Source organism: Pseudomonas sp. P39-UII1 (assembly GCF_039672635.1).
Taxonomy (GTDB): Bacteria; Pseudomonadota; Gammaproteobacteria; order Pseudomonadales; family Pseudomonadaceae; genus Aquipseudomonas.
This window is the reverse complement of the sequence record NZ_JBDFPP010000002.1, coordinates 485,410-512,228: the sequence shown is the minus strand read 5'-3', so window position 1 is coordinate 512,228 and position 26,819 is coordinate 485,410. Positions and strand designations below refer to the sequence as shown.

Below are 26,819 nucleotides of genomic sequence, written 5' to 3'. Positions count from 1 at the left end.
AATTTTTAATGTGAACATTGGAGAGCTGGAGCGCCGCAGTGGAATTGGACGCCATGCATTGCGCTACTACGAACAACTCGGGCTTATCGTGGCCCATCGACAGGCCAACAACTATCGTAGCTACAGCGATCAGACCGTTGTTGATCTGGCCTTCATTCAGAGTGCTCAGGGCGTGGGCTTTTCACTCGCCGAGATTGGCGACATTCTTGCAGCCAGGCGGGGTAATATGATCAATTGCGCGCAAGGCGCGGCCTTGGTCGCCAGCAAGATGGCCGAAATCAAGACGAAGATCACCACCTTGCAAGCCACGTATGTTTTTCTGGAAGCAGAGCGTGTGAAGCTTGAAGCCAGTGCCGTAGCCCTCGGACAGACCATTCCTCACCTTGCTGTAAATGGGCATGCCGCAACGCAATAGTACCCGGCTTAACCGTTTAACGTGGCCCCTCCCCCTGGCGGCTGGCCGATTACTGCCGATGCGTAATGGCTGTTAAGGGTCGAAGCTGTCCCTCACGAGCGGCCGCTTTCGACCCATTGCGGACTTTCGCCATGACATCGTCTGCGCCTATGAGATCGAGCGCCGCCCGCGCGGGGCATCGCGGATAAATCCGCTCCTACGTTTGTTTTTGGCCAATTATGTCGGAGGGGTGCGCGCGACCGCCTTGGTGCATGACGCAATATCGAGTCGTACAAACAAGGGTTCGCGCGCGTCTGTCACTGACGTTACTGGCCTGAAGCAAACGTAGGAGCGGATTTATCCGCGATGCCCCGCGCGGGCGGCGCTCGATCTCACAGGCGCTGAAGATTTCAAGGCGAACACATCCGAACACCGCACTAACCCCAGGGCATACAGGGACCGCTTCGGGTCGACAGCTGCCGGTCGTAAATGACCGCAAACGCCCCATGGCGGACACCGTGCCAACGCCCTGTAGTCAGTACCGGCCTCATCGCCGGCAAGCCGGCTCCCACAGAGATGTAACCAGTCTCCGGGCCTGTGCAGTACTTGTGGGAGCCGGGCTTGCCGGCGATGGGCCGCGAAGCGGCCCCGGCCTTCGATGTCCGCCATGGGTCAAAAGCGGTCAGTGGTGACCAGGCACTTTCGAACCAAACCCGACAGTAGCTGTAGAGCATAAAGTTGTTATCTTTTTTAAGCGTCTGTCAGATCAAGCGCCCTAAACGTCCCCGACCCCAACGCCATGACTATCTGTATCAGGTCGATATCAGCTATCCCCTTCCTCCTGCCCATGCTCAATCAAACACCGGTCTCAAGAGCGCCTGCGCCTCATAAAGCGGTGCCAGGTAGCGCAGCCGTATCTCATCAACGCTCAACCTCGACGCATGCGTCGTGATCGTCAGCGTTGCCTGCAACCGGCCTGCCCGGTCCAGCAACGGTACGCCAACCACGCGCATGCCAATTTCATATTCCTGGTCAACGATGCAGTAGCCCTGCTCGCTCACCCGTTCGAGCTCTTCCTCCAGCGCCGGCCGGTCGGTCACCGTGTAGGGTGTCAGCGCGCGTAACGGGTTGCGCGCAAAATAGTCATCGCGCTGGGCCTGGCCGAGCGCTGCCAGCCACACCCGCCCGCCGGCGGTGCAGTACATCGGCACCCGCGAACCGGGGCGGATCGACAGCGACGCGATGTGGCTGTAGCGGCTGCGCACCAGGTGGATGATTTCGTCATCGTCGCGGGTGCCCACCGACACATGCTCCTGGGTCTGCCGGGCCACCTGCTCGACGATGGGGCGCAGCATGCGCGGCAACTGCGCGGAATCCACGTACGCCTGGCCGATGCGCAGGGCCTTGGGGGTGAGCCAGTAGTGGCGGTTGTCGGTTTCGGCGAAGCCTTCGTGCACCAGGGTCAGTAGAAAACGCCGTGCGGCGCTGGGCGTGAGGCCGGACTGCCTGGCCGCCTGGGGAACGCTCAGGCGCGGTTGATCGGCGCTGAACAGCTGCATCAGCGCCAGGCCTTTCTGCAAGCCCGCGATCAGGTCACGGGGGTGTATCTCGTGTTTGTCCATGCTTTCAGTCCAGGCTTCCCATTCAAATCCAGGTCACTCAAGCCTGGCCAAAGCGTGTGGGGGCGGGCTCGCCCCGCGAACCAGGGCAACGCCCTGGCCATACACCTCGGTTGCTCCGGCTGGCGTCTTCGCGGGGCAAGCCCGCTGCTACGGGATTATGCCTGACAGAAAAGCCCCATTCTCGCGATTACCGCTACAGCACTGCGATTATCGCAGTAAACCATCGATAAGCGCATTGTTGCGCCCCCACAGCCGAGTCACCCTCTCCTCCACAACAACAGCAAAAAACAGAGGTCATCATGATCAAAGGTTCGACAGAGCTGGTCGCCATCGTCGGCTCGCCCATCGCCCAAGTGAAATCGCCGGAAAACTTCAACACCTGGTTCAGCAACAACGGCCGCAACCTGGCGATGCTGCCCATCGACCTGTACCCCACCGCGCTGGATGCCTTTCTTGGCAGCCTGCGCGGCTGGCGCAACCTGCGCGGTTGCGTGGTCACCGTGCCGTACAAACAGGCGTTCGCCACGCGCCTGGATGGCCTGAGCGAACGTGCTTCGGCGTTGGCCTCAGTCAACGTGGTGCGCCGCGAAAGCGACGGTCGCCTGGTCGGCGACAACGTCGACGGTGCAGGTTTTCTGGGGGCCGCGCGCAAGCATGGCTTTGACCCGGCAGGCAAGCGTGCGCTGGTGATCGGCTGTGGTGGTGTGGGCAGCGCGATTGCCTATGCGCTGGGTGAAGCGGGTGCCGCTCAGGTCACCCTCAGCGACCCTGACGCAGCGCGTGCCGGGGCGCTTGGCGAACTGCTCGGCAAGGCCTTCCCTGCCCTTGCCATCGCGATCGAGTTCGCTGCACTGGAAGGCTTCGACCTGCTGGTAAACGCCTCGCCCGTCGGCATGGGCGGGACCGGCGAGCTGCCACTGCCAGCAGCCATGCTGGCCACGCTGCAGCCGTCCACGCATGTGGCCGATGTCGTCACCTCGCCGGAGATCACGCCGCTTCTGCAGCGTGCGCGCCAGCATGGCTGCTCGATCCAGACCGGGCCGGAAATGGCCTTTGCGCAACTCGGCCACCTCGGCGCCTTCATGGGCGTCACGCCGCTGGAGATCTGACCGCATGCCTTCAATCGAGCACACACAGCATGAGTACGACTTGGTGGTCCTCGGCAGCGGCGCCGGTGGTTTGGCTGCCGCAGCCACGGCCTCCTGCCTTGGCCTGAACGTACTGGTGGTGGAAAAGGCCGACCGCTTTGGCGGCACCTCGGCGATCTCGGGCGGTGCGGCGTGGGTGTATGGCACCGACCAAGCCCGTGCCGCAGGTGCGCAGGATTCACCGCAGGCCATGCGCACCTACCTGAAAACCATCATCGGTGCCGGCTACAACGCCCAACTGGTGGACGCCTTCATCGCCCGCGGGCACCAGGCGCTGCGCTGGCTGGAGCACAACACCGAACTGCGCTACGCCCTGCGCCCGCACTCGCCGGATTATTACCCCGACGAGCCCGGCGCCACGCAGTTCGGCCGTGCGCTGGAAATGGTCGAGTACGACGGGCGTCGCCTCGGCGCGCGGTTCAAGGACTTGAAAATGCCGCCACCGGGCATGCTGCTGTTCGGCGGGATGATGGTCAACCGCGTGGATATCCAGCACTTCCTCAGCCTGCGCCGCTCACCTGGGTCGCTGTGGCATTGCCTGAAACTGATGACGCGCTATGGGCTGGACCGCCTGCACCATCACCGGGGCACACGCCTGACCACCGGCAACGCGCTGATCGCCCGGCTGGCCAGCAGCGCGTTTGCCAAGGGCACCCAGCTGTGGCTGCGCAGCGAAGCACAGGAGCTGATCGTCGAGCACGGTGTGGTTACCGGGGTAATGGTGCTGCGCGAGGGCCGCCGCGAGCGTGTGGTCGCCCGCGGTGGCGTGGTCTGCGCCATGGGCGGCTTCGCGGCGGGCGCCCTGGCGGCGGCCTACCGCCCGGCCCCTGCCGCGCCCCACCTGACCATGTCACCCAGTGGTAACGACGGTGCTGCATTGCGCCTCGGCCAGGCCGTGGATGCCGCCAACGGCGAAGGCCTGGCCGCCAATTTCTTCTGGGCGCCGGTGTCCGAGCGGCGCCATGCCGACGGCGAACGCGAGCGCTTTCCGCACCTGGTCACCGACCGCGCCAAACCCGGGGTGATCGCGATCGACCCTGGCGGGCGCCGCTTCGTCAACGAGTCCAACTCGTATCACCACTTCGTGCAGACCATGTTCGCCAATGGCCTGAGCACGTGTTGGCTGCTTTGCGACGCCGAGGCCATGAACCGCTACGGCCTGGGGTTGGCGCGGCCGAAGCCTGTCGACAACACGGCTCTGATCCAGTCGGGTTACCTGTACCGCGCCGACTCTGCGCAGGCCCTGGCCAACGCCATCGGTGTCGACCCGCAGGCACTGCAGCAGACGCTGGAGCGCTTCAACACTGACGCCCGCAATGGCATCGACCGGCAGTTCGACAAGGGCGGCAACAGCTACAACCGCTACATGGGCGACCCGCAACACACGCCCAACCCTTGCCTGGCGCCGCTGACCAAGGCGCCGTTCTATGCCATTCGCCTGCACACCGGCGACCTCGGTTCGGCGCGCGGCCTGGTGACCGATGCCAACGCCAATGTGCTCAACCATGCCGGCACGCCGATCGCCGGGTTGTATGCCACCGGCAATGACATGAACTCGCTCATGAACGGCACGTACCCAGGCCCCGGCATCACCCTCGGCCCCGCCCTGACTTTCGGCTGGATCGCCGCCAGCCATATCGCAGAACGGCTGCAAGCCCCCACCCCACACATGGAGACCACCGCATGTACTACGAACTGAGAACCTACACCCTCGACCCGCTGAAAATGGCCGACTGGCTGGCCCTGTATCAAAGCCATGCACTGGCCGTGCAGACAGAGCACCTGGGCAACCTGGTGGGCTTCTTCACCAGTGAATTCGGAGAGGTCAACCAGGTGGTCCACCTGTGGGGCTACACCAGCCTTGACCAGCGCGCCGAGCGCCGCGCGGCGATGGCGGCAGACCCACGCTGGGCGGAATTCTCGCGGCGCAACCGTGAGCTGGGCGCCGTGCTGCGGCTGCAATCACGCCTGCTACGCCCCACCGGCTTCTCGCCGCTGCAGTGAAACCTGGACCGGAGCGCCTCATGCAACCTCTTGAGTGTGACGTATTGGTCATCGGCTCCGGCGCCTCTGGCCTGGCCGCGGCGGTCACCGCCGCGCACCACGGCCTGAAGGTGATCGTCGCGGAAAAGGCCGGCCAGTTGGGCGGCACCAGCGCGTGGTCGGGTGGCTGGTTGTGGGTGCCGCGCAACCCGCTGGCGGTCGCCGAAGGCATGCTGGAGCACGGCGACGCACCAGAGCGCTACCTGCGCGCGCAAACCCACGTCGCCGAGCTGTGCCCACGCCAGCGCGCGTTTCTGCGCCATGGCCCGGAAATGGTGGCGTTCTTTCAGCAGCACACCGCCGTGCAGTTTCAGGCGGGCAGCAAACTGCCCGACATGCGCGAGGGCGATGGCAGCGCACGGGGTGGGCGAGCGCTGTGTGCGCTGCCGTTCGACGGGCGCCGGCTAGGGCCCTGGATACACAAGCTGCGGCCACCGCTGGACATCGTCAGCCTGGGCGGCATGGGCATCGCCGGGGGTGCGGACATGGCCGCTTTCTTCAACGCCAGCCGCTCGCCAAGCGCGGCCTGGCATGTGGGCAAGCGCCTGCTGCGCCACGGCCGCGACCTGCTGCTGCATCGGCGCGGGTTGCAGCTGGTCAATGGCAATGCGCTGGTGGCGCGCCTGCTACGCAGCGCGCTGGACCTGGGCGTGACGCTGCTCACCGACAAACCCGCCGTGCGCTTGCTGGGCGAGGGGCGCATCAAGGGTGCGCAGTTTGGCGATGGCCAGCAGGTCCATGCGCGGCGTGGCGTGGTGCTGGCCTGCGGTGGCTTCGCCCATGATCGTCAGCGTATCGCCCAATGGATGCCGCACGCGCCGCAGGGTGCCGGCCATTACTCTGCGGCCCCACCGGAAAACACCGGCGACGGCCTGCGCCTGGGTGAGCAGGCAGGCGCGCAGGTCGGCACGGTACTGGCACATGCGGGCGCCTGGGCACCGGTTTCACGGGTGCTGCGTGGCGATGGCAGCGTGGGGCATTTCCCACACCTGATCGACCGCGCCAAACCCGGTTTCATCGCCGTGCGCCGTGACGGTCGGCGCTTCGTCAACGAAGCCGACTGCTACCACGACTTCATGAATGCGCTGTTCGCCGCCACACCCGAGGGTGAGCCAGCGCAGGCCTGGCTGATCTGCGATCACGCTGCGCAACGGCGTTACGGCATCGGCTGGGCCAAGCCCTTCCCCTTCCCTACCTGGTTTTACCAACGCCGTGGCTACCTGTTCAGCGGTAAAGACCTGGGGCAACTGGCAGCGCGTTGTGGCATCGATGCCCAGCAGCTCGAGCGCACCGTGGCGGCTTTCAACCAGCATGCGGCGCTGGGCGAGGACCCGGCTTTTCAGCGAGGCGCCTCGGCCTACAACCAGGCGCAAGGTGAGCCGAAGCACGCGCCCAACCCTGCGTTGCGGCCACTGCTGCGCGGGCCGTTCCATGCAGTGCAGCTGCTGCCGGGCAGCCTCGGGACGTTTGCCGGGCTGGCCACCGATGCGTCGGCGCAGGTGCTGGGTGAAACGGGCCAGCCGATACCCGGGTTGTTTGCGGTGGGCAACGACATGCACAGCATCATGGGCGGGCATTATCCCAGTGGCGGGATCACGCTTGGGCCGGGCATGACGTTCGGGTATCTGGCGGGCTTGAGGTTGTGTGGGCTGCATTGACCTGCCTGGCTGCAAGGTCGGCACATGCGCCTGCCGACTTTGGCTTACGCCTTGCCGATCTCGGGCACCAGCATCCACTCCGCGCTGTCGTTCCACACATCCATGCGCACGATCTTGCCCGCCTTCACTTCGAACCGATCAAGGTACCGGTTGCCTGAAAAACTACGGCCATCCGGCCATTGGCCATAGAGCGTACCGTTGGAATACACCACCGTATGGTCATCGCGTTCGCACCAATCGAATTGCCCCAGCTGCTTTTTCACCCAGGTATAACGCGCGCCGTTGAAGGCGGTGATGTCGGTCGGCGTGGGCATCGCCCGGCCGCCGGTGAAGGTAATGCGCACGTCGTCGCTCATGAACGTGGCGGCGCGCACCGGGTCGGGTGCCATGGAAGCGGCGAGGAAGTCGCGGACGAGCTGTACGGCGCTGTTGCTGTCGGTCATTTCAAGTCTCCGAGGTTGTCCAGAATGGGGCGTCTGCCCCCAGCGATGCCTTGATCCAGTGCACACAGGGGGCGCTGAACCGAGTGGCGCAAGCCCCAAACCACGGGGTGTCCAGAGTATTTTCCAGATGGCACCTGTTTTGCTAGCACATTTTTATAAATTGCTAGCAATCAGGAGTTCACGCCATGTTCACCCGTTCCTTGCTGCGTCGCTGGTTGCCCTGTGCAGCCCTTTCCCTGGCCTGCTGCACAGGCTTCGTACAAGCCGCCGAGCCGATCAAAGTGGGCCTGGTCGCCGCGCTCTCGGGGCAGTCCGCCAAGTCTGGCGAGGCCCTCACCCGCGGCCTGACCCTGGCCATCGATGAGATCAACGCCAAGGGCGGGCTGCTTGGCCGGCCCGTGGAGCTGGTGCGCCGCGACGACGAAAGCAACCCGGCCAAAGGCATGCTCGCGGCGCGCGAGCTGATCCAGCGGGAGAAAGTCAGCGTGCTGTTCGGCGGCCTCGATACCCCGGTCTCGCTGGCCATCGTGCCGCTGGCCAACCAGCTGAAAACGCCGTTCATGGGCATTTGGGCGGCCGGCACCAAGATCACCGAGAACGGCGCGAAAGATAACTACGTGTTCCGCGTCTCGGCAGTGGATGAACAGGTCGACGAGGCGCTGGTTGCCTATGGCCTGCGCCAAGGCATGAAGCAGCCGGGGCTGATCCTGGCCAACAACCCTTGGGGTGAATCGAACCTGGCAGGGCTTCACGCCGCCCTGGCCCGCCGCAACATGGCCCAAGCGCCGGCCGAGCGCTTTGAAGACAGCGACCTGGACATGGTGCCGCAGCTCACCCGCCTGAAAAACGCGGGCGTCGACACGCTGCTGCTGGTCGGCAACGTCGGGCCTTCGGCGCAGGTGGTCAAGTCCCTGGAGCAGATGGGCTGGAACGTACCGGTGGTGTCGCACTGGGGCCCGGCCGGTGGGCGCTTTGGCGAGCTGGCGGGGCCTGGTGCCGGCCGCGTGCACTTCGTCCAGACCTTCGTGTTCAGCGCGCACAACAGCGCCCGCGGCGATGCCTTGCTGGCTGCCCTCAAACAGCGTTACCCGCAGGTCAAGACATTGGCCGACGTGACCCCAGCCGTGGGCATCGCCAACGCCTACGACGCCATGCACCTGGTGGGCCTGGCGATCGACAAGGCCCAGGACACCCAGGGCGTGAAGGTGCGCGACGGCTTCTACGCCATCAGCGAATACCCCGGGCTGATCAAGCACTACCAGCAGCCCTTCACCGCTGACCGCCACGATGCGCTGGGCCCTGACGACTATGTTTTCAGCCGCTTCGATGGCGACACCATCGTGCCCGTGACGCCCTGAGCAGAGGCCTTCGAGATGATTACTACCGCACTGGTCAGCGGCCTGGGCCTGGGCAGCATGTACGCGCTGCTGGCCCTGGGCTTTCACCTCACCTACGCCGTGTCGCGCACGGTCAACTTTGCCCAGGGCAGCGCGATGATGGTTGGCGCCGTACTCGGCTACAGCTTGGCGGTGACCTGGGGCTGGCCGCTGTGGCTGGCACTGCCGACCACCCTGGTGCTGTGCGCGGTGCTGGGGCTGGCGATCGAGCGCTTCCTGGTCCGGCCCTTCCACGCTCGCGGTTCGGACGCCTGGTTGATGGCGACAGTGGCGGGCGGGTTATTGCTGGACAACCTGGCGATGTTCACTTTCGGCAAGGAACCACGGCAGTTCGGCAGCGCCCTGGCCAGCCTGCGCCTGGACCTGGGCGACAGCAGCCTGAATGCCGTGCAGCTGGCAATCCCGCTGGCCGGTGCCGGGGTGGCGGCAACGCTGTTCTGGGTGCGCCGGCGCACGCAACTGGGCCTGCGCCTTGAAGCCTGCGTGCAGAACCCGAGGGCGGCACGGTTGATGGGCATCGAAGTAAACCGGGTGGTGGCAGCGGCGTTCGCCCTGTCCACGGTGTTCGCCGCGTTGGCCGGCTTGCTGATCGCGCCGCTCTACAGCGTGCATGCCGACATGGGCACGTTGTTCGGCCTGAAGGCATTCGCCGTGGCCATCCTCGGCGGTATCGCCAGTGCCGGCGGGGTGTTTGCCGCCGGCTTGCTGTTTGGCCTGCTCGAAGCGCTGGTCACGCTGTATTTCGGCTCTGCGTTCACCCAGTTGCTGTGCTTTGCACTGGTGATCGTGGTGCTCGCGGCACGTCCTGACGGCCTGTTCGGCCGCAAACTCTGGGTGAAGGTATGACCATGCGCGAACGACTCGCCCCCCTTGGCCTGGCCCTGTTCGGGGTCGCCAGCCTTGGCCTGGCATTGGGCCTGGACAGCTACTGGCTGTTGATCCTGACCTTGTACGCACTGGCGGTCACCGTCGGCGTGGGCCTGAATATCCTGATCGGCTTGTCCGGGCAGATGTCCTTCGGCCACATCGCCTTCTATGCCATCGGCGCCTACCTGTCGGCGCTGCTGACGCTTGCCGGCCTGCCCCTGGCAGCTGCATTGCCCTTGGCCGGCCTTGGCTGTGCGCTGCTCGGCGGTTTGTTGGCGATCCCGGCGCTGCGGGTCAGCGGGCCGTACCTGGCGATGATCACCATTGCCTTTGCCCTGGTCGTGCACAACGGCTTGATCGAGTGGCGCAGCGTGACCGGTGGGGCCAATGGCCTTATGGGCATCCCGCTGCCGCAGGTGGGTACGCTGGACCCAGCGTTGCCGCTGGCGCTGGGCGCCGTGCTGCTGATGCTCGCGGCGCTGCTGTTCTACTGGAGCCTGCAGGGCAGCGGCTGGGGCCTGGCAATGCGGGCGGTGAAGGCTTCGGAAATTGCTGCGCGCTCGCTTGGCGTCAACCCGGTGCAGACACGCACCTTGGCCTTTGCACTTTCGGCAGGCCTGGCGGGCGCGGCGGGTGCGCTGGTGGCCCCGGTCCTGATGTTCATCAACCCGGCGGCGTTTCCATTCTCGCAGTCGATCCTGTTCGTCCTGGCGGTGATCGTCGGCGGCGCCGGCATGCTGTTCGGGCCAGTGCTCGGCGCGCTGGTGATCGTGCTGCTGCCGGAGTTGCTGGCGGATTTTGCCGAGTATCGGCTGCTGGCGTTTTCGGTGTTGCTGCTGGCGGTGCTGTGGGCGGCGCCGCGCGGTGTGCTGGGCAGCCTTGGGCGGCGCTTCTGGCGGCCGCGGCACGAGCCGGTCATGGAGCAGCCCGATAACAGCGTGCTGCAGGGGTTCTTTGCCGGTGGCGCGCAGAACGGGCTGAGCGTCGAGGGCATCGGCATCCGCTTTGGCGGCGTGCAAGCCGCGCAGCAGGTCAGCCTGCAGGCCTTGCCTGGCAGCATCACCAGCCTGATCGGGCCCAACGGTGCGGGCAAATCCACCGTGCTCAACCTGATCAGTGGTTTCTACCGCACCGACAGCGGCTCCATCCAGCTGGGCCGCGAACTGGCCGGGCAACCCGCCTGGCGCATTGCCCGCGCCGGCATCGCCCGCACCTACCAGACCACCCAACTGTTCGGCGAACTGAGCGTGCTGGAAAACCTGCTGGTGGCCTTCCAGCAAGGCGCCATCGAACGGCCGTGGCCGCGTCAGCAGGCCAGCCGCAAGGCCTTGGCGACCCAGTTGCTGGCGCTGGTCGGCTACCGTGGCAACCTGCACGTCGCGGCCGATGACCTGCCGCACGTCGACCGCCGCCTGGTCGAGATCGCCCGGGCGCTGGCCAGCCGGCCGCAGGTGCTGCTGCTGGACGAGCCTGCCGCCGGCCTCGGCCGCCAGGACACCGACCACCTGGCCACCCTGCTGCAACGCCTGGCTGCATTCAACCTGGCGATCATCCTGGTCGAGCACGACATGCCGCTGGTGATGGCCGTGTCGCAACGGCTGCTGGTACTCGACGCTGGCAAGCCGATTGCCTGGGGCACGCCTGAGCAGGTGCGCTGCAACCCACGGGTGATCGCGGCCTACCTGGGCGGCACCGAGTACCAGGCGCAGCCGCGCGCGCAGGCCTGGGCCGGTTCGCGCGATGCCGTGCTGCACGTGCGCGACCTGTGCATCGACTATGGCGCCGCGCCCGTGGTCGAAGGGGTCGACCTGGTGGTCAACCCCGGTGAGCTGATCGCCATCCTGGGTGCCAACGGTGCCGGCAAGTCAAGCATCCTGCAGGCCCTCGCCGGCCTGCACCGGCCACGCGGCGGCAGCATCGTGCTGGACAACCACAGCATCGAAAGCCTCGATGCCAGTCAAATTGCCCGCCTTGGCCTGGCCCTGGTGCCCGAAGGCCGGCAATTGTTCGGTCAGCTGAGCGTGCGTGAAAACCTGCTGCTGGGGGCCAATGTGCGCCAGGACAGCGTCGATGCCGATGCCGAAATTGCCGCCATCCTCACCCGCTTCCCGCGCCTGCGCGAGCGCATCGACAGCCCCGCTGGGCTGCTGTCGGGCGGTGAACAGCAGATGGTCGCGATTGGCCGCGGGCTGATGGCCAAGCCGCGCATCCTGCTACTGGACGAACCGTCCCTGGGCCTGTCCCCGGCAATGATCGGCGAACTGTACGACGCCCTCGCCGCCCTGCGCGACGAAGGCGTCACCCTGCTGCTGGTCGACCAGATGGCCAATCTGGCGCTGCAGGTGGCCGACCGCGCCTACGTGCTGGAAACCGGCCGCATCGTCAAACAGGGCAGCGCCGAGCAATTGCGCGGCGACCCGCAACTGGAAGCCGCCTACCTGGGCGCAGGAGCTGCCGCATGAGCCGACTGGAATTGATCAACGTCCGCCTGGGTGCTGGCCCGGCGCTAAGCCAGCTGCTGATCGAAGATGGCCGTTTCGTCTCGCACCTGAGCCGGCCAGCCCCAAAGCTCGACCTGGGTGGCCGGCTGGTGCTGCCGGGCCTGATCGAGACCCACATCCACCTCGACAAGGCCTGCATCCTCTCGCGCTGCCAGCTACGTGAAGGCACCCTGGCCGAAGCCATCGCCCAAACCCGCCTGGCCAAGGCGGACTTCACCGAGGCCGACGTCTATGCACGCGGCGCTGCGGTGCTGGAGCAGGCCATCGTCCAGGGCACCACGCACATGCGCACGCATGTCGAGATCGACCCCGGCATCGGCTTGACCGGCCTGCGTGCAATCCGCCGCCTGCAAGCCGACTATGCCTGGGCCGTAACCCTGCAGATCTGCGTATTCCCGCAAGAAGGCATGCTCGACAACCCTGGCACCGAGGCCCTGCTGTGCCAGGCCCTGGACGAGGGTGCCGAGGTACTCGGCGGCTGCCCCTACACCGACGCCGACCCGCACGCCCAGATCCGCCGCCTGTTCGAATTGGCGGTGGCCTACGACCGCGACCTGGACCTGCACCTGGACTTTGACCTGGAGGTCGCTGGCATGACCCTAGGTGAGGTGATCCGCTGCACCCACCAGCATGGCTGGCAAGGCCGGGTTACCGTGGGGCATGTGACCAAGCTCTCGGCGCTACCGCAGCCCGAATTGATCAGTATGGCCCGCGCCCTGGCTGAAGCCGGCGTACAGGTGACCTGCCTGCCCGCGACCGACCTGTTTCTGACTGGCCGTGACCGCTTCCACAACAAGCCCAGGGGCGTGGCGCCACTGGCACAGTTGCATGCCTGCGGGGTGACCTGCTCGTTGTCGAGCAACAATATCGGCAACCCTTTCACGCCCTATGGGGATGCATCGCTGGTGCGCCAGGCCAACCTGTACGCCAACGTCGCCCAACTGGGCACACCGCAGGAGCTGCTGCTGTGCCTGGGCTGGATTTCGCGGCAGTCGGCGCGCCTGCTACGCCTTGCCGACTATGGCCTTGAGCCTGGCTGCAGGGCCGACTTCGTGGTGTTCGACGCCCCCTCGCCTGCCGAAGTGATTGGGCGCATCGCCGCGCCGCTGATGGGCTTCAAACAGGGTCGGCAGACTTTCAGCCGCCCACCGGCAGAGCTGTTCCCCAAGCAGCTCACAGCCCAGACAGTGCCTGACGCAGGTTGACCTCAGGCGCGTCCACCTCTTCGAGGGCCAACTGGCCCTCGAGCTCGTCCAGGTGCTCGATCATTTCGGCCACGGCGGCCTGCGTGTCACCGGCGCGCAGCGCCTCGATGATCGCCTGGTGCTCATCCGAGGCGCAGGGCGGGCTGTCGCCACGCTGGTAGAGGGCGACGATCAGCGAGCTGCGCACCATCAGGTTGCCGAGGATCTGGGCCAGCACCTGGTTGCCGCACACGTCCCCCAGCAACAGGTGGAATGCGCTCAACTCACGGACGATGGCGCGCCGGTCAGTGCTGGCGGTCGCGGTGCGTTCGTTGTGCATGTGCTGCTCGATGCGCGCCTGCTGCTCGGCGATATGCGCCGGGGTGATGGCCTCGACGATGGCCCGCTCCACCGCGCGGCGGGCGGCGAAGATTTCCCGCGCTTCGCGGGCGCTGGGTTGGGCCACCGTCGCACCACGGTTGGGCTCGATGTCGACGATACGCTGCATGGCCAGGCGCTGCAGCGCAGCCTGCACATGGTTGCGGTTGGCCTGCAAGGTCTCGACGATCTGCGCCTCGACCAGCCGCACGCCGGGGCGCAGCCGGTGCTGGGCGATGGCATTGGCGAGCATCTCGGCGATGCGCTGGACTTCCTGTTGCTTGCTGCTGACCACCTTGCCTTTCATCCAGACCTCAAAACCTGCAAACGCATTCGGCCGGCATTATCCGCCGGCCCATGCGCCGCGGCAATCGTGCGCTTCAGGCCTGCTGGCCGAGGGCACAGCCCTGGCTGCGAGGGTCGTAGGCGGCGCTGCGGTTGCCGTCAGCATCGATGGCGATCACCCCGGCCAGGCCCATCAACGGGCTGAGCGCGGGCGTGGTTTCAAGGGCATGGCCACGTTCTGCCAACCCTTCCAGCACCGATGCGCCGACATCGGCTTCCAGCTTGAGGTTGTCGGTGCTGTCGAAGAAGCTACGGCCCAGCAAAAAGCGCGGTGCCCGCAATGCCGCTTCGGCGCACTGCTGGTAGTCGATCAGTTGGGTGGCAAGCACCATCTGCGTCTGCGGCTGGCCATCGCCACCCTGGGTGCCGAAGAACCAGCGCCGCCCATCGTCGGCCAGGTACGCCGAAGGGTTGAGCGTATGCGCCGGCCGCTTGCCAGGTGCCCAGGCATTGCAGTGCCCCGGCTGCGGATTGAAGCCTGCCGCGCGGTTGTGCCAGAGGATGCCGGTGTCGCCGAGGATGCAGCCGGAGCCAAAGTCGTGGAACAGGCTCTGGATCAGGCAGGCGCTGCGCCCTGCGCGGTCAGTGGCGGCCATCCACACGGTGTCGGCGGGTTGTCCGGGTTCGGCCCAGGGGGTCGCCTGCTGCTGATCGAGCATGGCGGCAGGCTGGGCAAGGGCGTTTTCGAAGGCCCAACCACTGGCGAGCGGGTCGTGCAGTTGCTGGTTGCGTTGCAGCAGGCCCTGCTTGATGGCCTCGACCAGCAGGTGGTAATAGCGCGGTGAGCCGTTTGCACCCAGGTCCAGGGCTTGCAGGGCCGCCATGGCGCGCAATGTGTAAAGCCCCTGGGTGGGCGGCGCGACGTTGTACAGCCGGCCATTGCGGTAACGCACCGAGATCGGCGCTGCCAGGTGGGCGTTTGTGGCGCGCAGGTCATCGACGGTCAGGCCGCAGCCCAGGGCATCGAACGCCACGCCAAAGGCCTCAGCCAGTTCGCCGTGGTAGAAGTCCCCCGGCCCGCGCCGTGCCAGTTGCTCCAGGCTGTTGGCCAGGGCGGGTTGGCGCAAGCGGCCACCCGCGCGCGTGCACAAGGGCTGCAGGCTGGGCAGGGTTTCGATGAGGCTGGCGCGGTGTGCCTGCCAGAACAGCTGCGAAGGCGACACCTCCACGCCATCACGGGCCAATACCGCGGCACCGCTGAGCAGGTCGGCCCAGCTCAACCGCGAGCCCCACTGCTCACTGAGCACCTTGGCCCTCCCCCAACTGGCCATGGCCCCGGCCGTGGTCGCCACCGAGGCGGGGCCGCGCAGGCTGATCGCACCCGCTTCCGGCAGGCGCCTGCCCGCCTGGCCGATCCCGATGATGGTGCGTACCTGGTCGTCGTGGACCAACCACAGTGCATCGCCGCCAAGGCCGGTCATGTGCGGGTAGACCGCCGCCAGCACCGCACTGGCAGCGAGCATCGCGTCGATGGCGGTACCGCCGCCGTCCAACACTTCAAGGCCTGCCGCGCTTGCCAAGGGGTGTGGGGTGCACAGCACGCCGCCGCGGGAATGGGCAGTCAGAGGGTTGTTCATTGCTAGCTCCTTCAGGGATATTGCTAGCAATCAGCAAGGATCGTTCCCGGTGGTGGCGACGCAGGTAATTACCGTGGGATGTAGGCGCGGGCTTGCCGGCGATGGGCTGCAAGCTGCCCTTTAACTGCTGCTATGCGCTGGGTTGGGCGCTTTGCAGGGGTGATAGGGGGCTGCTGCGCAGCCCATCGCCGGCAAGCCAGCTCCTACACGGCGCACGTCTTGAGGGCGATGGGCCGCAAGTTATTCAAACCAGCGCCAGTACAGCTCTGGCCTTCTCCAGCGCCATCCGCGCCCGCTGTTCGCCACTTACCCCCTGCTCCAGCAGCTGTCGGGTGGGTATCTCCAGGCTCAAGGGCACGGTCACCGGCAACTGGCGCAACAGCCCAATCAGGTCGGCATCCCCCTCCCCCGGGAAACGCCGCTCGTTGCGGGCCTGGCGCAGGATTTCATCCATATCGGCAGGCACCGGGCCGGCAACGTCACACAGCTGCGCGTAGCGCATGCGCTGCGGCGCCAGCCGCGCCAAGTCGTCCAGCGACGATTGCGAGCGGTTGAAATGGAAGGCGTCCACCAGCACACATCCATTCGGGCGGCCTGCGTTGCCCACGACGCGCATGGCCTGGTGCAAGTCAGGCACATCCGTCCAGGGCATGAACTCCAGATGCGGGTGAATGCCGTAGTCAGCCGCCAGGTCGCACAGTTCGGCGAAGCGCTCGGTGAGGCGTGCTTCGCTGGGGTCGTTACCCGCTACCAGCAGTTCAGTGCCCCCCAGTTCAGCGCCCACTGCCAGGATCGGTTCGAAATCGGCAACGCGGGTGTCGGGCTTCAGGCGCAGGATTTCCAGGTCGAGCACCTTGATGCCGGTGTCACGCAGCCGCGCCTGAGTCTGCCGGCGCAGCTCGGGGTCGGTCGCCAGCGGGAAGTGCTGTTCTTCGAGGGTGGCCGGGACCAGGCGCAGGCCCACGTGGCTATAGCCGGCGCGGGCGGCCGCTTCGATCATCGCGGGTGGGGACAGCTCGAGTACCGTCAAGGCGGCCAGGGAAAAGATACGGTCGGTCATGGTTGTTTCCTGAGGAAGGGTCGGGTTTACGCGTCAGGCAATGGGTTCGGGGGCGCAAGCACGGCCGCTGGCGGCGGCCTGGCGGATCGCCTCGATCAGCGCCAGGGTGCGGCCAGCGTCGGCGGCATCGGTGAGCGGCGCCTCTTCACCCCGGGCGACACGCACGAAGTGCTGCAACTGCAGGGTCAACGCCGCGCCGGCCGGGATGCCCGCCTCGCCCTGCAGCAGCGGCGTGTGCCACCCCGAGTTGGCCTCGGCGTATTGCCAGTGCTTGAGCTGCGGAATGCTCAGCGCGCCCCGGGTGCCGGCCAGCAGGTAGCAGGGCTGGTCTGCCTGGCGCGGATAGATCGGGCTTTCACCCGAGCTCAGCTCCCAGCTCCACGGCGCCGCCACCGCATCGGAGCCGGTCAGGCTGCCCAGTGCGCCGTTGGCGAATTCCAGCAGCACAGCCGCACTGTCCTCGTTGGCGAAACCGCGCACGTCGTTACGGGTGAACGCTTGCACCCGCACTACCTCGCCACACAGGTAGCGCAGCAAGTCCAGGTCGTGGATCAGGTTGGTCAGCAAAAACCCTGCGCCCGGCTCGCGGCGCCAGGGGGTATCGAAATAGCTGTCGGGTTTTTGCAGCTGCCACAGCGCAGTGACGTTGATCAGCCGGCCCAGGGCGCCATCGGCGATCATCCCGCGAGCGCTGGCGATCAGCGGGTTGTGCCGGCGGTGATGGCCGACCAGCACCGGCACGCCACGGCGCCGCGATGCCTCGACCAGCGCGCGGACTTCATCCAGCTGCACCCCGACCGGCTTTTCCACCAGCACCGGCACACCGGCCTCGACGCAGTCCAGCGCCGTGGCCACATGCAGGTTGTTCGGGTTGGCGACGATTACCGCCTCGGGGCGAACCTGCGCCAGCATCTGCCGGTGGTCTGGGTAATACGGCACGCCGCATTCACTGGCAAAGGCTTCGGCTTGCGGGCCAGGGTCGGCAACCGCGCACAACTGCGCCTCCGGGACCAGGCAGAGGTGCTGATAATGCTGGCGGCCCATGATGCCGGCGCCAACCAGGGCAATACGAAGGGGTGCGTTCAACGGGCAGTCCTCTTGTCTTTGTTGTTTTTAGCTATTTCGGAACTGTGTTCCACATTCAGCCATCGACAATTTAGAACTGCGGTCCGCTTTGCACTAGGACATTGAGCACAGAGTGTGCGGTTATCGACCGCTAATTTCAGGCGAACAGTTCGCTTGCCTGGCTGGCAGCCGACAGCTCTTGCGCTGCGGCCAACAACAGCGGCGCCAGGTCTGGCAGGCGCGCCGGCGAAAGGCGTGCGCTGGGGCCGGCGATGCTCAGCACGCCGATCACGTCACTACCTTGCGGCCTGCGCACCACGGCGGCCAAGGCCGAGGTACCGACTGCCGAGGTTTGCTCGACCCAGGCATAACCGCGCTCACGGGCGCTGGATAGGTAGGCCAGGAGGTCTTCAGGGGAGCGCGGGGCGTTCGGGCCAAACTGTTCCGGGTCGGCGATGCCCTGGCGCAAGACCCTCTGCAGCGCCTCGTCATCACTCAGGCTGGCCAGCCAGGCATGGCCGGAGGCGGTGTAGAACAGCGGTGCATCGCGGCCCATGTCGGGGTCGTAACGCAGGCCAGAACGGGCGCCCTGCGATTTGGCGATCCAGGTTTGCCGGCCACCGTCGATCACGCCAAGGCGCACCAGCTCGCCACTGTCCTGGGCCAGCCGGTCGAGGATCGGCTGGATGATGTCGGCACCGCTGCTGGACAGGTAGCGAAAGCCCAGCGCCACCAGTTTGGCGGACAACTGATAACGGCTGGTGTCGCGGTTCTGGCGCACGTAACCCAGCCGGACCAGCTCGGTGAGCATGCGATGGGCCGCGCTCTTGGGTATCTCCAGGCGCTCGGCCAGTGTTTGCAGCCCAAGCCCTTGGGGCTCGGCGGCAAGGCTCTCTACAAGACTGAAGGCGCGTTCGATCTGACTACCGGCCATGGTTAGGACCCTGAATTCTGCGGATTGTGGAAGATGATTCCATATCGTCGTGGGTGATCGCAGCCGGGCCGCGTGGAAGTGTCCGGTTATCGACCAGTACTTGGCGGCGCGGCTTGCATCGCGACCGGGCAACCACGAAGAATATGGAACCTTGTTCCAATAATAATACTGGAGACGCCACGATGCCCACCGACAGCTTGCAAGCCGAATGCGACGTACTGGTCATAGGCTCCGGCGCCGCCGGGCTGGCCGCCGCAGTGACGGCCGCCTGGCATGGGCTGCGGGTTACCCTGGTGGAAAAAGACCCGGTGTTCGGCGGCGCCACCGCCTGGTCCGGTGGCTGGGCCTGGGTGCCGCGCAACCCGCTGGCGCAGCGGGCCGGCATCGTCGAAGACATCGAGCAACCGCTCACCTACCTGCGCAATGAACTGGGCACACACTTCGACGAAAAACGGGTCAAGGCGTTCCTGGAGGCCTGTCCGCACATGGTCGCGTTTTTCGAGCAGCACACTGCGCTGCAGTTCGTCGATGGCAACGCCATCCCCGACATGCATGGCGATACGCCCGGCGCTGCAACGGGCGGCCATCAGGTCATCGCTGCCCCTTACGATGCGCGAGAACTCGGCGCGCTGTTGCCACGCCTGCGCAAGACCCTGCGCGAAACCTCGTTCATGGGCATGCCGATCATGGCCGGCGCCGACCTGGCCGCCTTCCTCAACATGACCCGCTCGCCGCGCGCTTTGCTGCATGTGTGCAAGCGCTTTGGCCGCCACCTGTACCACCTCGCCCGCCATGGCCGGGCCATGCACCTGGTCAACGGCGTGGCGCTGGTGGCACGCCTGGCCAAGTCCGCCGAAGACCTGGGCGTGAAGCTGGTCGAATCGGCGCCAGCCAAGCGCCTGCTGATGGAAGGCGGCCAGGTGCGCGGCGCCGTCATCGGCACGGCGCAAGGCGATGTGAGCGTCAGGGCCAAGGCCGTGGTGCTGGCTGCCGGTGGTTTCCCCAACGACCCCGCCCGCCGTCGCCAGCTGTTCCCCCGTGACGCCAGCGGCCATGACAACCTGGCCCTGCCGCCACTGTCGTGTTCGGGCGACGGCCTGCGCCTGGGCGAAGCGGCCGGCGGTGTCGTCGCCACCGACCTGAAATCGCCCGTGGCCTGGGCACCGGTGTCCAAGGTGCCGCACCGCGACGGCAGCGTCGGCCACTTCCCGCACATCATCGAGCGCGGCAAGCCCGGCATCATCGGCGTGCTGGCCAGCGGCAAGCGCTTCGTCAACGAGGCGCACGGCTACTACGATTATGTTTCGGCCATGCTCAAGGCAGTACCGGAGGGCGAAGAGGCCTGCTCGTGGCTAATCTGCGACCACCGTTTTCTGCGCCGCTACGGCCTCGGCCACGCCCGCCCGGCCCCGCTGCCGGCCTGGCCACACCTGCGCAGCGGTTACCTGAAGCGTGGGGGCAGCCTGGAACAGCTGGCCAAGGCCTGCGGCATCGACCCTGCCGGCCTGAGCGCCACGGTCGCTGACTACAACCACCATGCACGCCTCGGCCAGGACCCTGCATTCGGCCGCGGCTCGACGCCGTTCAACCGCAAGCAGGGCGACCCACAGCACAAGGGCCCCAACCCCTGCGTCGCGCCGATCGAGCACGGGCCGTTCTATGCGGTGAAGGTACAGCCCGGCTGCTTCGGCACCTTCGCCGGCCTGCGCACCGACGGCCATGCGCGCGTGCTCGACAGCCACGGCCAGCCCATCGCCGGCCTGTATGCAGCAGGCACCGACATGGCCAGCGTGTTCGGCGGCTGGTACCCGTCCGGGGGGATCAACCTGGGCCCGGCGCTGACCTTCGGCTACGTGGCCGGCCGGCACATCGCCGGCCACCGGGCCGATGAAGCAGCGAGCCCTCAGCAGAACAAGGTGGCCATCTAACGCGGGATCAGCGGGCGGTACCGGCCGGACGGCGCCGTGGCAACTGCGGTTTACCCACCCGTGGGAGGGCGGGCTTGCGCGTCAGCCACCTGCGCGGACGGCCTTGCAGTGGGCCTGGCGCCCACTGCGCCAGGCCCATCCAGCGCAATCCGCCGGGCCCGGCCGACGCCCCAGGCCATGGCGCGCGTCATCGACTCGCCGGGCCTGGAGTCGAACACCTCTTCGTGCAACGCCATGCCGCCCGCCGCATAGACGCCAATGAACATTTGCGTGTTGCCCGTGCGCGACAGCCTCACCTGCACGTCGATGAACGTGCCGTCGCTCAATGTTTCGTCGTGAGTCCGATGATGAAGCATCGGGTCAGCCCAGGCCCAGAACAGATCACCGCGAATCCGCATGCCGCCCTCCTACGACTTTAGTCTTATACCGTAGGTTAAAAAGCTAGCCGACGGCGGTAGGGCTGCAACCCTGCAGGTTGAAAAAGCGAACTGAATCAGACAACTGGCAAGGGGCTATCAATCAGTGCCAGCCAGGCAGCTGCAGCCCCGTCACCGGGTCGTGTTCAGGCACCGCCACCTCGGCGATTCGTGCCAGCGCCTGGCTGTGCAGGCGTGAGTCGGGCCGCTGGATGGCGTAATGTTCCTGCCCGTGCGGGTAGGCGCCAACAACCAGAAAATCACGGCTGTGCTCCACGCACCGGTGGCCAGTGCCTGCCGGCAATACCAGCACGTCGCCCGCCTTGACCGTCAGCGTCTGACCCGCCTCGCCGCCCAAGGTCACCCTGGCCTGCCCGCGGGCGATGCCAAGGGCTTCATGGGCGTTGGGGTGGAAGTGGTGATAGTCGAAAATCCCGTCGCGCCACAGTGGCGTCCAGCGATGTTCAGCGAACATCGCCTCGAACAGCGCGGCCTTGTCGGCTGCAGGGTCGAACGTCAGCCGGTACAGCAACACCGGCAGTCGGCTGTTCGGCGTTGCTCCGTCGTCATCAAAGCGCAGGCTTTGCGCAAGTGTTTTTGAAAGGTCGGTCGCGTCGTCGCCAGGCATGATCAGCCCCTGAAAGTGAGTGATTCCCCTGTGAACCGTGTGCGATTGAAGAGGTTCCTGCCGGCCGACCAAGGCGCGAGTGGCGGCTATCGAGGTCAGCGTCGAGCACGTGTGAAGCGCCAGGGCATCTGTCGCATTTTGTAACTTCCAGCCGGATGATTTTACATGGACATCACCCACGAGCCTCTTTAGCCTACCGCCTCCGTTGAATTGGGGGGCCCCGTGTGATGCAGCAACCAGGTAATCGAAAGCGTGCCCTGTGGGGCCTCCTCCTGCTTGCCGCAAGCACCTTTGCCAACGCTGACGATGCCCCCCAGAACGCACCGACGCTGGTGTACTCCTGGCCGGTCAATGCAGGCCCGCTGGACCCGCGTGGCTACGCGCCCAACCAGATGTACGCCCAGGCGATGGTGTATGAGCCGCTTGTACGCTACAGCGCATCCGGCACCATCGAGCCCTGGCTGGCGACGGCCTGGCAGGTGTCCGACGATGGCAAGGTCTACACCTTCACCCTGCGCGACGGGGTGCGTTTCAGTGACGGCACAGCGTTCGATGCAGCGGCCGCCAAAGCCAACCTGGACGCCGTCCTGGCCAACAGCCAGCGCCACCGCTGGATGGAACTGGTCACCACCCTCGACCACGTCGAGGCCCCCGACCGGCTCACCTTGCGCCTGGTGCTCAAACACCCCTACTACCCGACCCTGATGGAGCTTGCGCAGGTGCGCCCGCTGCGGTTCGGGTCGCCGCAGGCCAAGCCGGGTGAACCTGCCGGTACCGGGCCGTGGATGCGTATCGACTCACGCCTGGGCGAATACGACCGCTTTGCCCGCAACCCTCTGTACTGGGGCCCGACACCGGCCTACGGCGAGGTGCTGGTCAAGGTCATCCCCGACCCCAACAGCCGCGCCCTGGCCCTGCAAACCGGGGAACTGCAGCTGATTCAGGGCGCAGCAGGCGAGATCACCGCCAGCACCTTCGTGCGCCTGCGCGACCAAGGTTTCGCCACCGCGCTCTCGGCGCCGCTGGCTACCCGCAGTGTGGCCATGAACACCGGCCGTGGCGCCACCCGCGACCTTGCGGTGCGCCAGGCGATCAACCAGGCGGTGAACAAGCAGGCGATCATCGACAAGATCCTCTATGGCCTGGAGCCCCGCGCCGATACGCTGTTCGCCCCCAACATGCCCTATGCCGACCTGGGCCTTGAGCCCTACGCCTACGACCCGGCCCTCGCCGCCCGCCAACTCGACGCCGCCGGCTGGCGCCTGGCGCCGGGCAATACGGTGCGCAGCAAGGGTGGCGAGCCGCTGTCGATCGAGCTGGTGTTCCTCGGCACCAGCGCCCTGCAGAAGAGCCTGGCCGAGGTGCTGCAAGGCGAGCTGGCCAAGGCCGGCATGCACATCGAGCTGCGCGCCGTGGAAGAAGGTGCGCTGGTGCGCCGCCAGCGTGACGGCGACTTCGGCATGATCTTCGCCGACACCTGGGGCGCGCCCTACGACCCGCACTCCTTCGTCAGCTCCATGCGCTATGCCGGGCATGCCGACTACATGGCGCAACGTGGCCTGCCGATCAAGGACCAACTCGACCAGCGCATCGGCCAGGTGCTGGCCAGCACCGACGAGCAGCAACGCGCTGAGCACTACCGGTTCATCCTCACCACCCTGCACCAGCAGGCGGTGTACTTGCCCATTTCCTACCTCACTGCCATCAGCGTGCGGCGTGCTTCGGTGGCCCACGTGCAGTTCGGCAGCACGCTGTTCGACGTGCCGTTCGAAACCATGACGCCGCAACAGGAGCCCTGACATGCTGCGCTATATCCTCTTGCGGCTGGTGCTGCTGGTGCCGGTGATGCTCGGCGTGTCGTTGCTGGTGTTCGTGCTGCTGCACCTGGGCAGCACAGACCCGGCATTGGACTACCTGCGCCTGTCGCACATCCCACCCACCGACGCCGCCATCGCCGAAGTGCGCCATGCCCTGGGCCTGGATCGGCCACTGTATGCGCAATACCTGAGCTGGCTGTGGAAGGCCCTGCAGCTGGACTTTGGCACCTCCTACCTGACCGGCCGGCCGGTGTTCGATGACCTGCTCTACTACCTGCCCGCCACCTTGCAGCTGGGCGGGCTGGCCCTGGCCTGCACGCTGCTGCTGTCAATCCCGTTGGGGCTTGTAGCGGCGCGTTGGCAAGGGCGCTGGCCCGATCACGCGGTCCGGGCGGTAACGTTCCTCGGCGTGTCGATGCCCAACTTCTGGCTGGCGTTTCTGCTGATTGCGCTGTTCTCGCTGTGGCTGGGCTGGCTGCCGCCACTGGGGCGTGGCGGCGCCGGGCACCTGGTGATGCCGGTGCTGGCGATCGCGCTGATGTCGATGTCGATCAATGCCCGCCTGCTGCGCGCCAGCCTGCTGGAGGCCAGCGGCCAGCGCCATGTCACCTATGCCCGCGCACGCGGCCTGCCGGCGCGCCAGGTCTGGGGCAGCCATGTACTGCGCAACGCCTGGCTGCCCCTGGTCACCGCCACGGGCATGCACATCGGCGAATTGATCGGTGGCGCACTGGTGATCGAAACCATCTTCGCCTGGCCCGGCGTGGGGCGCTTTGCCGTGTCGGCGGTGCTCAACCGGGATTTCCCGGTGATGCAGTGTTTCACCCTGCTGCTCACCGGCTTGCTGATGGTCTGCAACCTGGTGGTGGACGTGTGCTATGCCTGGCTCGACCCACGCAGCCGCCTGGAAGGGGTCAGCGCATGAGTGTCGTGGCCCTGCTCCGCCGCCCGGCGTTGGCCGGTCAAAACAGCCTGATGATGGGGCTGGTGCTGGTCAGCCTGCTGGCCCTGCTGGCCGTTTTCGGCCAATGGCTCGCCCCGCATGACCCCGACCTGGTCGACCTCGGCCAGCGTTTGCTGCCCCCTGACAGCAGCCACTGGCTGGGCACCGATCACCTGGGCCGCGACCTCCTTTCGCGGTTGATCGTCGGTACCCAGCTGTCGCTGGGCAGTGTGATGCTGACCCTGGCCCTGGTGCTGTTGCTCGGCCTGCTGGTGGGCGGCGTGTCCGGCTTTCTTGGCGGCAAGGTCGACCTGCTGCTGATGCGCCTGTGCGACATGTTCATGACCTTCCCCACCCTGGTGCTGGCGTTTTTCTTCGTCACCCTGCTGGGCACCGGCCTGAGCAATGTAGTCATCGCCATCGCCCTGTCGCACTGGGCCTGGTATGCGCGCATGGTACGCGGCATGGTCATCGCCCAACGCGGCCGCGAATACGTGCTGGCATCGCGCCTGGCCGGTGCTTCACGCTGGGCGCGGTTGCGCCAGCACGTGCTGCCGAACATCGCCGGCCCTTTGCTGGTGCTGGCGACCATGGATATCGGGCACATGATGCTGCACGTCTCAGGCCTGTCCTTCCTCGGCCTTGGCGTTACCCCGCCTGCCGCCGAGTGGGGGGTGATGATCAACGATGCCAAGGAATTCATCTGGACCCACCCGCAACTGTTGCTGTTGCCCGGGTTGATGATCTTTTTCTCGGTGATGGCCTTCAACCTGCTGGGCGATGCGCTGCGCGACCGCCTGGACCCTACCCGGGAGGTGCACTGAATGGAGCATTCGACACTTGAGCTGCAGGGCTTGCGTATTGAAGGGCGGGCGGGCGTGCTGGTCGAGGACGTCGATCTGCAACTGCGCCGCGGCCAAGTCTGCGCGTTGGTCGGCAGCAGCGGCTCAGGCAAATCCCTCACCTGCCTGGGCGCGCTCGACCTGCTGCCAGCAGGCCTGGCCCGCACCCACGGCCAGTTGCTGCTGGATGGCCAAGCGTTGCCGGCAGCACAGGTTCGCGGCCGGGCCGCCAGCCTGGTCCTGCAAAACCCGCGCAGCGCATTCAACCCGGTGCGCAACATGGCCAGCCATGCCCAGGAAACCTTGAAGCTGCGCGGTATCGGCGGCGCCGCTGCCCGCGCGCGCATGGCTCAGTGCCTGGAAGCCGTGGGCCTTGAGGACCGCGAGCGGGTGCTGCAGGCCTTCGCCTTTCAGCTGAGCGGCGGCATGCTCCAGCGCATGATGATCGCCTTGGCGCTGATGGCGCAAACCCCGTTCTTGCTGGCAGACGAGCCCACCAGTGACCTTGACGCCTTGAGCCAGGCGCGCTTTCTCGACCTGTTGATGGAGCTGGTGCAGCAGCATGGGCTTGGGGTGCTGCTGGTCACTCACGACATGGGCGTGGTCGCCCGCTGCGCTGATCACGTTGCGGTGATGGACGCCGGCCGCATTGTCGAGCGGCAAACGGTCCATGGCCTGTTCGAGCGCCCGGCCAGTGCGGCTTCCCGCACCCTGCTCGACGCCCACCAGATCCTTGCCGAGAGCACGCCATGACCCTGCTGCACGTCAATGACATCGGCCACGGCTACCGCACTGGAGGGCTGCTGGCCAGGCGGGGCTGGCTGCAGGTGCTCGACGGCATCCAGCTTGAGTTCAAGGCTGGCGAGTCGGTCGGGCTGCTTGGCAGCAGCGGCAGTGGCAAGAGCACCCTTGCAAGGTTGCTGCTGGGGCTGGAAACACCCGCCCATGGCCAGGTGACTTTCGCCGGCCAGGATGTCAGCCGCTTGCGCGGGCGCCAGGCGCACGCCTTCCAAAGCGCCGTGCAGCTGGTGTTTCAGGATGCCCCCGGCGCGTTCAACCCGCAGCGCAGCATCGGCTGGAGCATCGCCGAGCCGCTGCGCCACCTCAGTGACCTCGACAGCGCAGGGCGTGAACAGCGTGTGCTGACCCTGCTGCAGCAAATGGGCTTAGGTGAGGAACATGCCCAGCGCCTGCCCCACCAGCTCAGTGGCGGGCAGCTGCAACGCGCCAATATCGCCCGGGCGCTGGCGCTTTCGCCCCAGCTGGTGGTGCTCGACGAGGCCCTGTCGAACCTCGACCGGGTGCTGCAGCTGCAGCTGCTGCAGCGGCTGGAAGCCCTGCGCCGCGAAAGCGGTACCGCGTTCGTGCTGATCACCCATGACCTGAGCCTGGTGCGTTACTTCTGCCAGCGGGTGCTGCTGTTGGACGCTGGGCGTATCGTCGAGGACCGCCCGGTGGACGGTAACCTGAGCTTCGATCATGAAGTGGGCAAGCAGCTGCAAGCCGCCATGCTGCCGGCACGGCCATTCAAGCCGGAGGCGGCAAACCTGCGCACCGGCTGACACCCGCTGCTGTCTGTTCGCTACCGAACAGACCGGCCTCGCGCCGGCCGTGCAGACTGAGGGTCTG

General features: G+C 66.4%; 24 protein-coding genes. 15 read left to right on the top strand and 9 right to left on the bottom strand.

Annotation, left to right across the window (positions count from 1 at the left end; translation table 11 throughout):
• Window positions 1-10: 10 nt before the first annotated feature.
• Window positions 11-415 (top strand): MerR family transcriptional regulator, encoded by a 405-nt coding sequence (locus tag ABEH27_RS05055; RefSeq protein WP_346612503.1) that lies wholly within the window; start codon window positions 11-13, stop codon window positions 413-415.
• Window positions 416-1,245: 830 nt separating this feature from the next.
• Here ABEH27_RS05055 and ABEH27_RS05050 read toward each other — a convergent pair.
• Window positions 1,246-2,016 (bottom strand): IclR family transcriptional regulator C-terminal domain-containing protein, encoded by a 771-nt coding sequence (locus ABEH27_RS05050; RefSeq protein ID WP_346612502.1) that lies wholly within the window; start codon window positions 2,014-2,016, stop codon window positions 1,246-1,248.
• Window positions 2,017-2,315: 299 nt separating this feature from the next.
• On the opposite strand from ABEH27_RS05050, the gene ABEH27_RS05045 reads away from it, so the two are divergent.
• From ABEH27_RS05045 to ABEH27_RS05030, 4 genes are read left to right on the top strand one after another with little or no spacing between them, the layout of a single operon-like run.
• Window positions 2,316-3,125, top strand: coding sequence for a shikimate dehydrogenase (locus tag ABEH27_RS05045; protein WP_346612501.1), 810 nt, complete (start codon window positions 2,316-2,318; stop codon window positions 3,123-3,125).
• Between the two features lie 4 nt (window positions 3,126-3,129).
• Window positions 3,130-4,863 carry an FAD-dependent oxidoreductase gene (locus ABEH27_RS05040; protein ID WP_346612500.1) on the top strand — a complete coding sequence of 578 codons (1,734 nt, stop codon included), beginning with the start codon at window positions 3,130-3,132 and terminating at the stop codon, window positions 4,861-4,863.
• The gene (locus ABEH27_RS05035) at window positions 4,848-5,168 is read left to right on the top strand and encodes an NIPSNAP family protein (protein WP_346612499.1); all 321 of its coding nucleotides are present in this window, start codon (window positions 4,848-4,850) and stop codon (window positions 5,166-5,168) included. The genes ABEH27_RS05040 and ABEH27_RS05035 overlap by 16 nt, the downstream gene beginning before the upstream one ends.
• Window positions 5,169-5,188: 20 nt before the next feature.
• Window positions 5,189-6,865, top strand: a complete 1,677-nt coding sequence (locus tag ABEH27_RS05030) for an FAD-dependent oxidoreductase (protein ID WP_346612498.1) — start codon at window positions 5,189-5,191, stop codon at window positions 6,863-6,865.
• 44 nt (window positions 6,866-6,909) lie between these two features.
• Here ABEH27_RS05030 and ABEH27_RS05025 read toward each other — a convergent pair whose 3' ends face one another.
• Entirely contained in the window at window positions 6,910-7,308 is a 399-nt protein-coding gene (locus ABEH27_RS05025) for a nuclear transport factor 2 family protein (protein WP_346612497.1), read from the bottom strand.
• Between the two features lie 185 nt (window positions 7,309-7,493).
• On the opposite strand from ABEH27_RS05025, the gene ABEH27_RS05020 reads away from it, so the two are divergent.
• Genes ABEH27_RS05020 through ABEH27_RS05005 form a run of 4 tightly spaced genes read left to right on the top strand, consistent with a single transcriptional unit; the run spans window position 7,494 to window position 13,278 of the window.
• Entirely contained in the window at window positions 7,494-8,666 is a 1,173-nt protein-coding gene (locus tag ABEH27_RS05020) for an ABC transporter substrate-binding protein (RefSeq protein ID WP_346612496.1), read from the top strand.
• A 15-nt stretch (window positions 8,667-8,681) separates the two neighbouring features.
• The gene (locus ABEH27_RS05015) at window positions 8,682-9,551 is read left to right on the top strand and encodes a branched-chain amino acid ABC transporter permease (protein WP_346612495.1); all 870 of its coding nucleotides are present in this window, start codon (window positions 8,682-8,684) and stop codon (window positions 9,549-9,551) included.
• A gap of 2 nt (window positions 9,552-9,553) precedes the next feature.
• The gene (locus tag ABEH27_RS05010; RefSeq protein WP_346612494.1) at window positions 9,554-12,034 is read left to right on the top strand and encodes a branched-chain amino acid ABC transporter ATP-binding protein/permease; all 2,481 of its coding nucleotides are present in this window, start codon (window positions 9,554-9,556) and stop codon (window positions 12,032-12,034) included.
• Window positions 12,031-13,278: an amidohydrolase family protein gene (locus tag ABEH27_RS05005; RefSeq protein WP_346612493.1), complete on the top strand. Its 1,248-nt coding sequence runs from the start codon at window positions 12,031-12,033 to the stop codon at window positions 13,276-13,278. The genes ABEH27_RS05010 and ABEH27_RS05005 overlap by 4 nt, the downstream gene beginning before the upstream one ends.
• Here ABEH27_RS05005 and ABEH27_RS05000 read toward each other — a convergent pair.
• The 5 genes from ABEH27_RS05000 to ABEH27_RS04980 all read right to left on the bottom strand — a co-directional run bounded on the left by ABEH27_RS05000 (window position 13,247) and on the right by ABEH27_RS04980 (window position 18,616).
• On the bottom strand, window positions 13,247-13,942 hold the full coding sequence (locus ABEH27_RS05000; RefSeq protein ID WP_346612492.1) for a GntR family transcriptional regulator: 696 nt from the start codon (window positions 13,940-13,942) through the stop codon (window positions 13,247-13,249). The genes ABEH27_RS05005 and ABEH27_RS05000 overlap by 32 nt on opposite strands.
• A gap of 73 nt (window positions 13,943-14,015) precedes the next feature.
• Complete coding sequence (locus tag ABEH27_RS04995; RefSeq protein ID WP_346612491.1) at window positions 14,016-15,557, bottom strand: gamma-glutamyltransferase; 1,542 nt, start codon at window positions 15,555-15,557, stop codon at window positions 14,016-14,018.
• A gap of 244 nt (window positions 15,558-15,801) precedes the next feature.
• Window positions 15,802-16,617 carry a sugar phosphate isomerase/epimerase gene (locus tag ABEH27_RS04990; protein ID WP_346612490.1) on the bottom strand — a complete coding sequence of 272 codons (816 nt, stop codon included), beginning with the start codon at window positions 16,615-16,617 and terminating at the stop codon, window positions 15,802-15,804.
• Between the two features lie 33 nt (window positions 16,618-16,650).
• Window positions 16,651-17,703, bottom strand: coding sequence for a Gfo/Idh/MocA family oxidoreductase (locus ABEH27_RS04985; RefSeq protein WP_346612489.1), 1,053 nt, complete (start codon window positions 17,701-17,703; stop codon window positions 16,651-16,653).
• A gap of 136 nt (window positions 17,704-17,839) precedes the next feature.
• Window positions 17,840-18,616: an IclR family transcriptional regulator gene (locus tag ABEH27_RS04980; protein WP_346612488.1), complete on the bottom strand. Its 777-nt coding sequence runs from the start codon at window positions 18,614-18,616 to the stop codon at window positions 17,840-17,842.
• 182 nt (window positions 18,617-18,798) lie between these two features.
• Between ABEH27_RS04980 and ABEH27_RS04975 the strand changes: the two genes are divergently transcribed.
• Window positions 18,799-20,544 (top strand): FAD-dependent oxidoreductase, encoded by a 1,746-nt coding sequence (locus ABEH27_RS04975; RefSeq protein ID WP_346612487.1) that lies wholly within the window; start codon window positions 18,799-18,801, stop codon window positions 20,542-20,544.
• Window positions 20,545-20,594: 50 nt separating this feature from the next.
• On the opposite strand, the gene ABEH27_RS04970 is transcribed toward ABEH27_RS04975, so the two are convergent.
• Complete coding sequence (locus ABEH27_RS04970) at window positions 20,595-20,942, bottom strand: hypothetical protein (RefSeq protein WP_346612486.1); 348 nt, start codon at window positions 20,940-20,942, stop codon at window positions 20,595-20,597.
• A 121-nt stretch (window positions 20,943-21,063) separates the two neighbouring features.
• Window positions 21,064-21,588, bottom strand: coding sequence for a cupin domain-containing protein (locus ABEH27_RS04965; protein ID WP_346612485.1), 525 nt, complete (start codon window positions 21,586-21,588; stop codon window positions 21,064-21,066).
• Window positions 21,589-21,815: 227 nt separating this feature from the next.
• On the opposite strand from ABEH27_RS04965, the gene nikA reads away from it, so the two are divergent.
• From nikA to nikE, 5 genes are read left to right on the top strand one after another with little or no spacing between them, the layout of a single operon-like run.
• Window positions 21,816-23,387, top strand: coding sequence for a nickel ABC transporter substrate-binding protein (gene nikA / locus ABEH27_RS04960; RefSeq protein ID WP_346612484.1), 1,572 nt, complete (start codon window positions 21,816-21,818; stop codon window positions 23,385-23,387).
• Between the two features lies 1 nt (window position 23,388).
• A complete protein-coding gene (gene nikB / locus ABEH27_RS04955; RefSeq protein WP_346612483.1) occupies window positions 23,389-24,330 on the top strand; it encodes a nickel ABC transporter permease subunit NikB in 942 nt (313 codons plus the stop codon).
• Window positions 24,327-25,172 carry a nickel ABC transporter permease subunit NikC gene (nikC, locus tag ABEH27_RS04950; protein ID WP_346612482.1) on the top strand — a complete coding sequence of 282 codons (846 nt, stop codon included), beginning with the start codon at window positions 24,327-24,329 and terminating at the stop codon, window positions 25,170-25,172. Before nikB ends, nikC begins: the two co-directional genes overlap by 4 nt.
• A complete protein-coding gene (nikD, locus tag ABEH27_RS04945; protein WP_346612481.1) occupies window positions 25,173-25,943 on the top strand; it encodes a nickel import ATP-binding protein NikD in 771 nt (256 codons plus the stop codon).
• Complete coding sequence (nikE, locus tag ABEH27_RS04940; protein ID WP_346612480.1) at window positions 25,940-26,752, top strand: nickel import ATP-binding protein NikE; 813 nt, start codon at window positions 25,940-25,942, stop codon at window positions 26,750-26,752. Before nikD ends, nikE begins: the two co-directional genes overlap by 4 nt.
• Window positions 26,753-26,819: the final 67 nt, after the last annotated feature.

Bases quoted from the DNA above. Each gene is read 5' to 3' on its own strand.
- nikB (WP_346612483.1), top strand. From the start codon at position 23,389: ATGCTGCGCTATATCCTCTTGCGGCTGGTGCTGCTGGTGCCGGTGATG.
- ABEH27_RS05035 (WP_346612499.1), top strand. From the start codon at position 4,848: ATGTACTACGAACTGAGAACCTACACCCTCGACCCGCTGAAAATGGCC.
- ABEH27_RS04965 (WP_346612485.1), bottom strand. From the start codon at position 21,588: ATGCCTGGCGACGACGCGACCGACCTTTCAAAAACACTTGCGCAAAGC.
- ABEH27_RS05005 (WP_346612493.1), top strand. From the start codon at position 12,031: ATGAGCCGACTGGAATTGATCAACGTCCGCCTGGGTGCTGGCCCGGCG.
- ABEH27_RS05000 (WP_346612492.1), bottom strand. From the start codon at position 13,942: ATGAAAGGCAAGGTGGTCAGCAGCAAGCAACAGGAAGTCCAGCGCATC.
- ABEH27_RS05050 (WP_346612502.1), bottom strand. From the start codon at position 2,016: ATGGACAAACACGAGATACACCCCCGTGACCTGATCGCGGGCTTGCAG.
- nikA (WP_346612484.1), top strand. From the start codon at position 21,816: ATGCAGCAACCAGGTAATCGAAAGCGTGCCCTGTGGGGCCTCCTCCTG.
- ABEH27_RS05020 (WP_346612496.1), top strand. From the start codon at position 7,494: ATGTTCACCCGTTCCTTGCTGCGTCGCTGGTTGCCCTGTGCAGCCCTT.
- ABEH27_RS04995 (WP_346612491.1), bottom strand. From the start codon at position 15,557: ATGAACAACCCTCTGACTGCCCATTCCCGCGGCGGCGTGCTGTGCACC.
- ABEH27_RS04975 (WP_346612487.1), top strand. From the start codon at position 18,799: ATGCCCACCGACAGCTTGCAAGCCGAATGCGACGTACTGGTCATAGGC.
- ABEH27_RS04970 (WP_346612486.1), bottom strand. From the start codon at position 20,942: ATGCGGATTCGCGGTGATCTGTTCTGGGCCTGGGCTGACCCGATGCTT.
- nikC (WP_346612482.1), top strand. From the start codon at position 24,327: ATGAGTGTCGTGGCCCTGCTCCGCCGCCCGGCGTTGGCCGGTCAAAAC.
- ABEH27_RS05025 (WP_346612497.1), bottom strand. From the start codon at position 7,308: ATGACCGACAGCAACAGCGCCGTACAGCTCGTCCGCGACTTCCTCGCC.
- ABEH27_RS05015 (WP_346612495.1), top strand. From the start codon at position 8,682: ATGATTACTACCGCACTGGTCAGCGGCCTGGGCCTGGGCAGCATGTAC.
- ABEH27_RS04980 (WP_346612488.1), bottom strand. From the start codon at position 18,616: ATGGCCGGTAGTCAGATCGAACGCGCCTTCAGTCTTGTAGAGAGCCTT.
- ABEH27_RS05040 (WP_346612500.1), top strand. From the start codon at position 3,130: ATGCCTTCAATCGAGCACACACAGCATGAGTACGACTTGGTGGTCCTC.
- ABEH27_RS04990 (WP_346612490.1), bottom strand. From the start codon at position 16,617: ATGACCGACCGTATCTTTTCCCTGGCCGCCTTGACGGTACTCGAGCTG.
- nikE (WP_346612480.1), top strand. From the start codon at position 25,940: ATGACCCTGCTGCACGTCAATGACATCGGCCACGGCTACCGCACTGGA.
- ABEH27_RS05010 (WP_346612494.1), top strand. From the start codon at position 9,554: ATGCGCGAACGACTCGCCCCCCTTGGCCTGGCCCTGTTCGGGGTCGCC.
- ABEH27_RS05045 (WP_346612501.1), top strand. From the start codon at position 2,316: ATGATCAAAGGTTCGACAGAGCTGGTCGCCATCGTCGGCTCGCCCATC.
- nikD (WP_346612481.1), top strand. From the start codon at position 25,173: ATGGAGCATTCGACACTTGAGCTGCAGGGCTTGCGTATTGAAGGGCGG.
- ABEH27_RS05030 (WP_346612498.1), top strand. From the start codon at position 5,189: ATGCAACCTCTTGAGTGTGACGTATTGGTCATCGGCTCCGGCGCCTCT.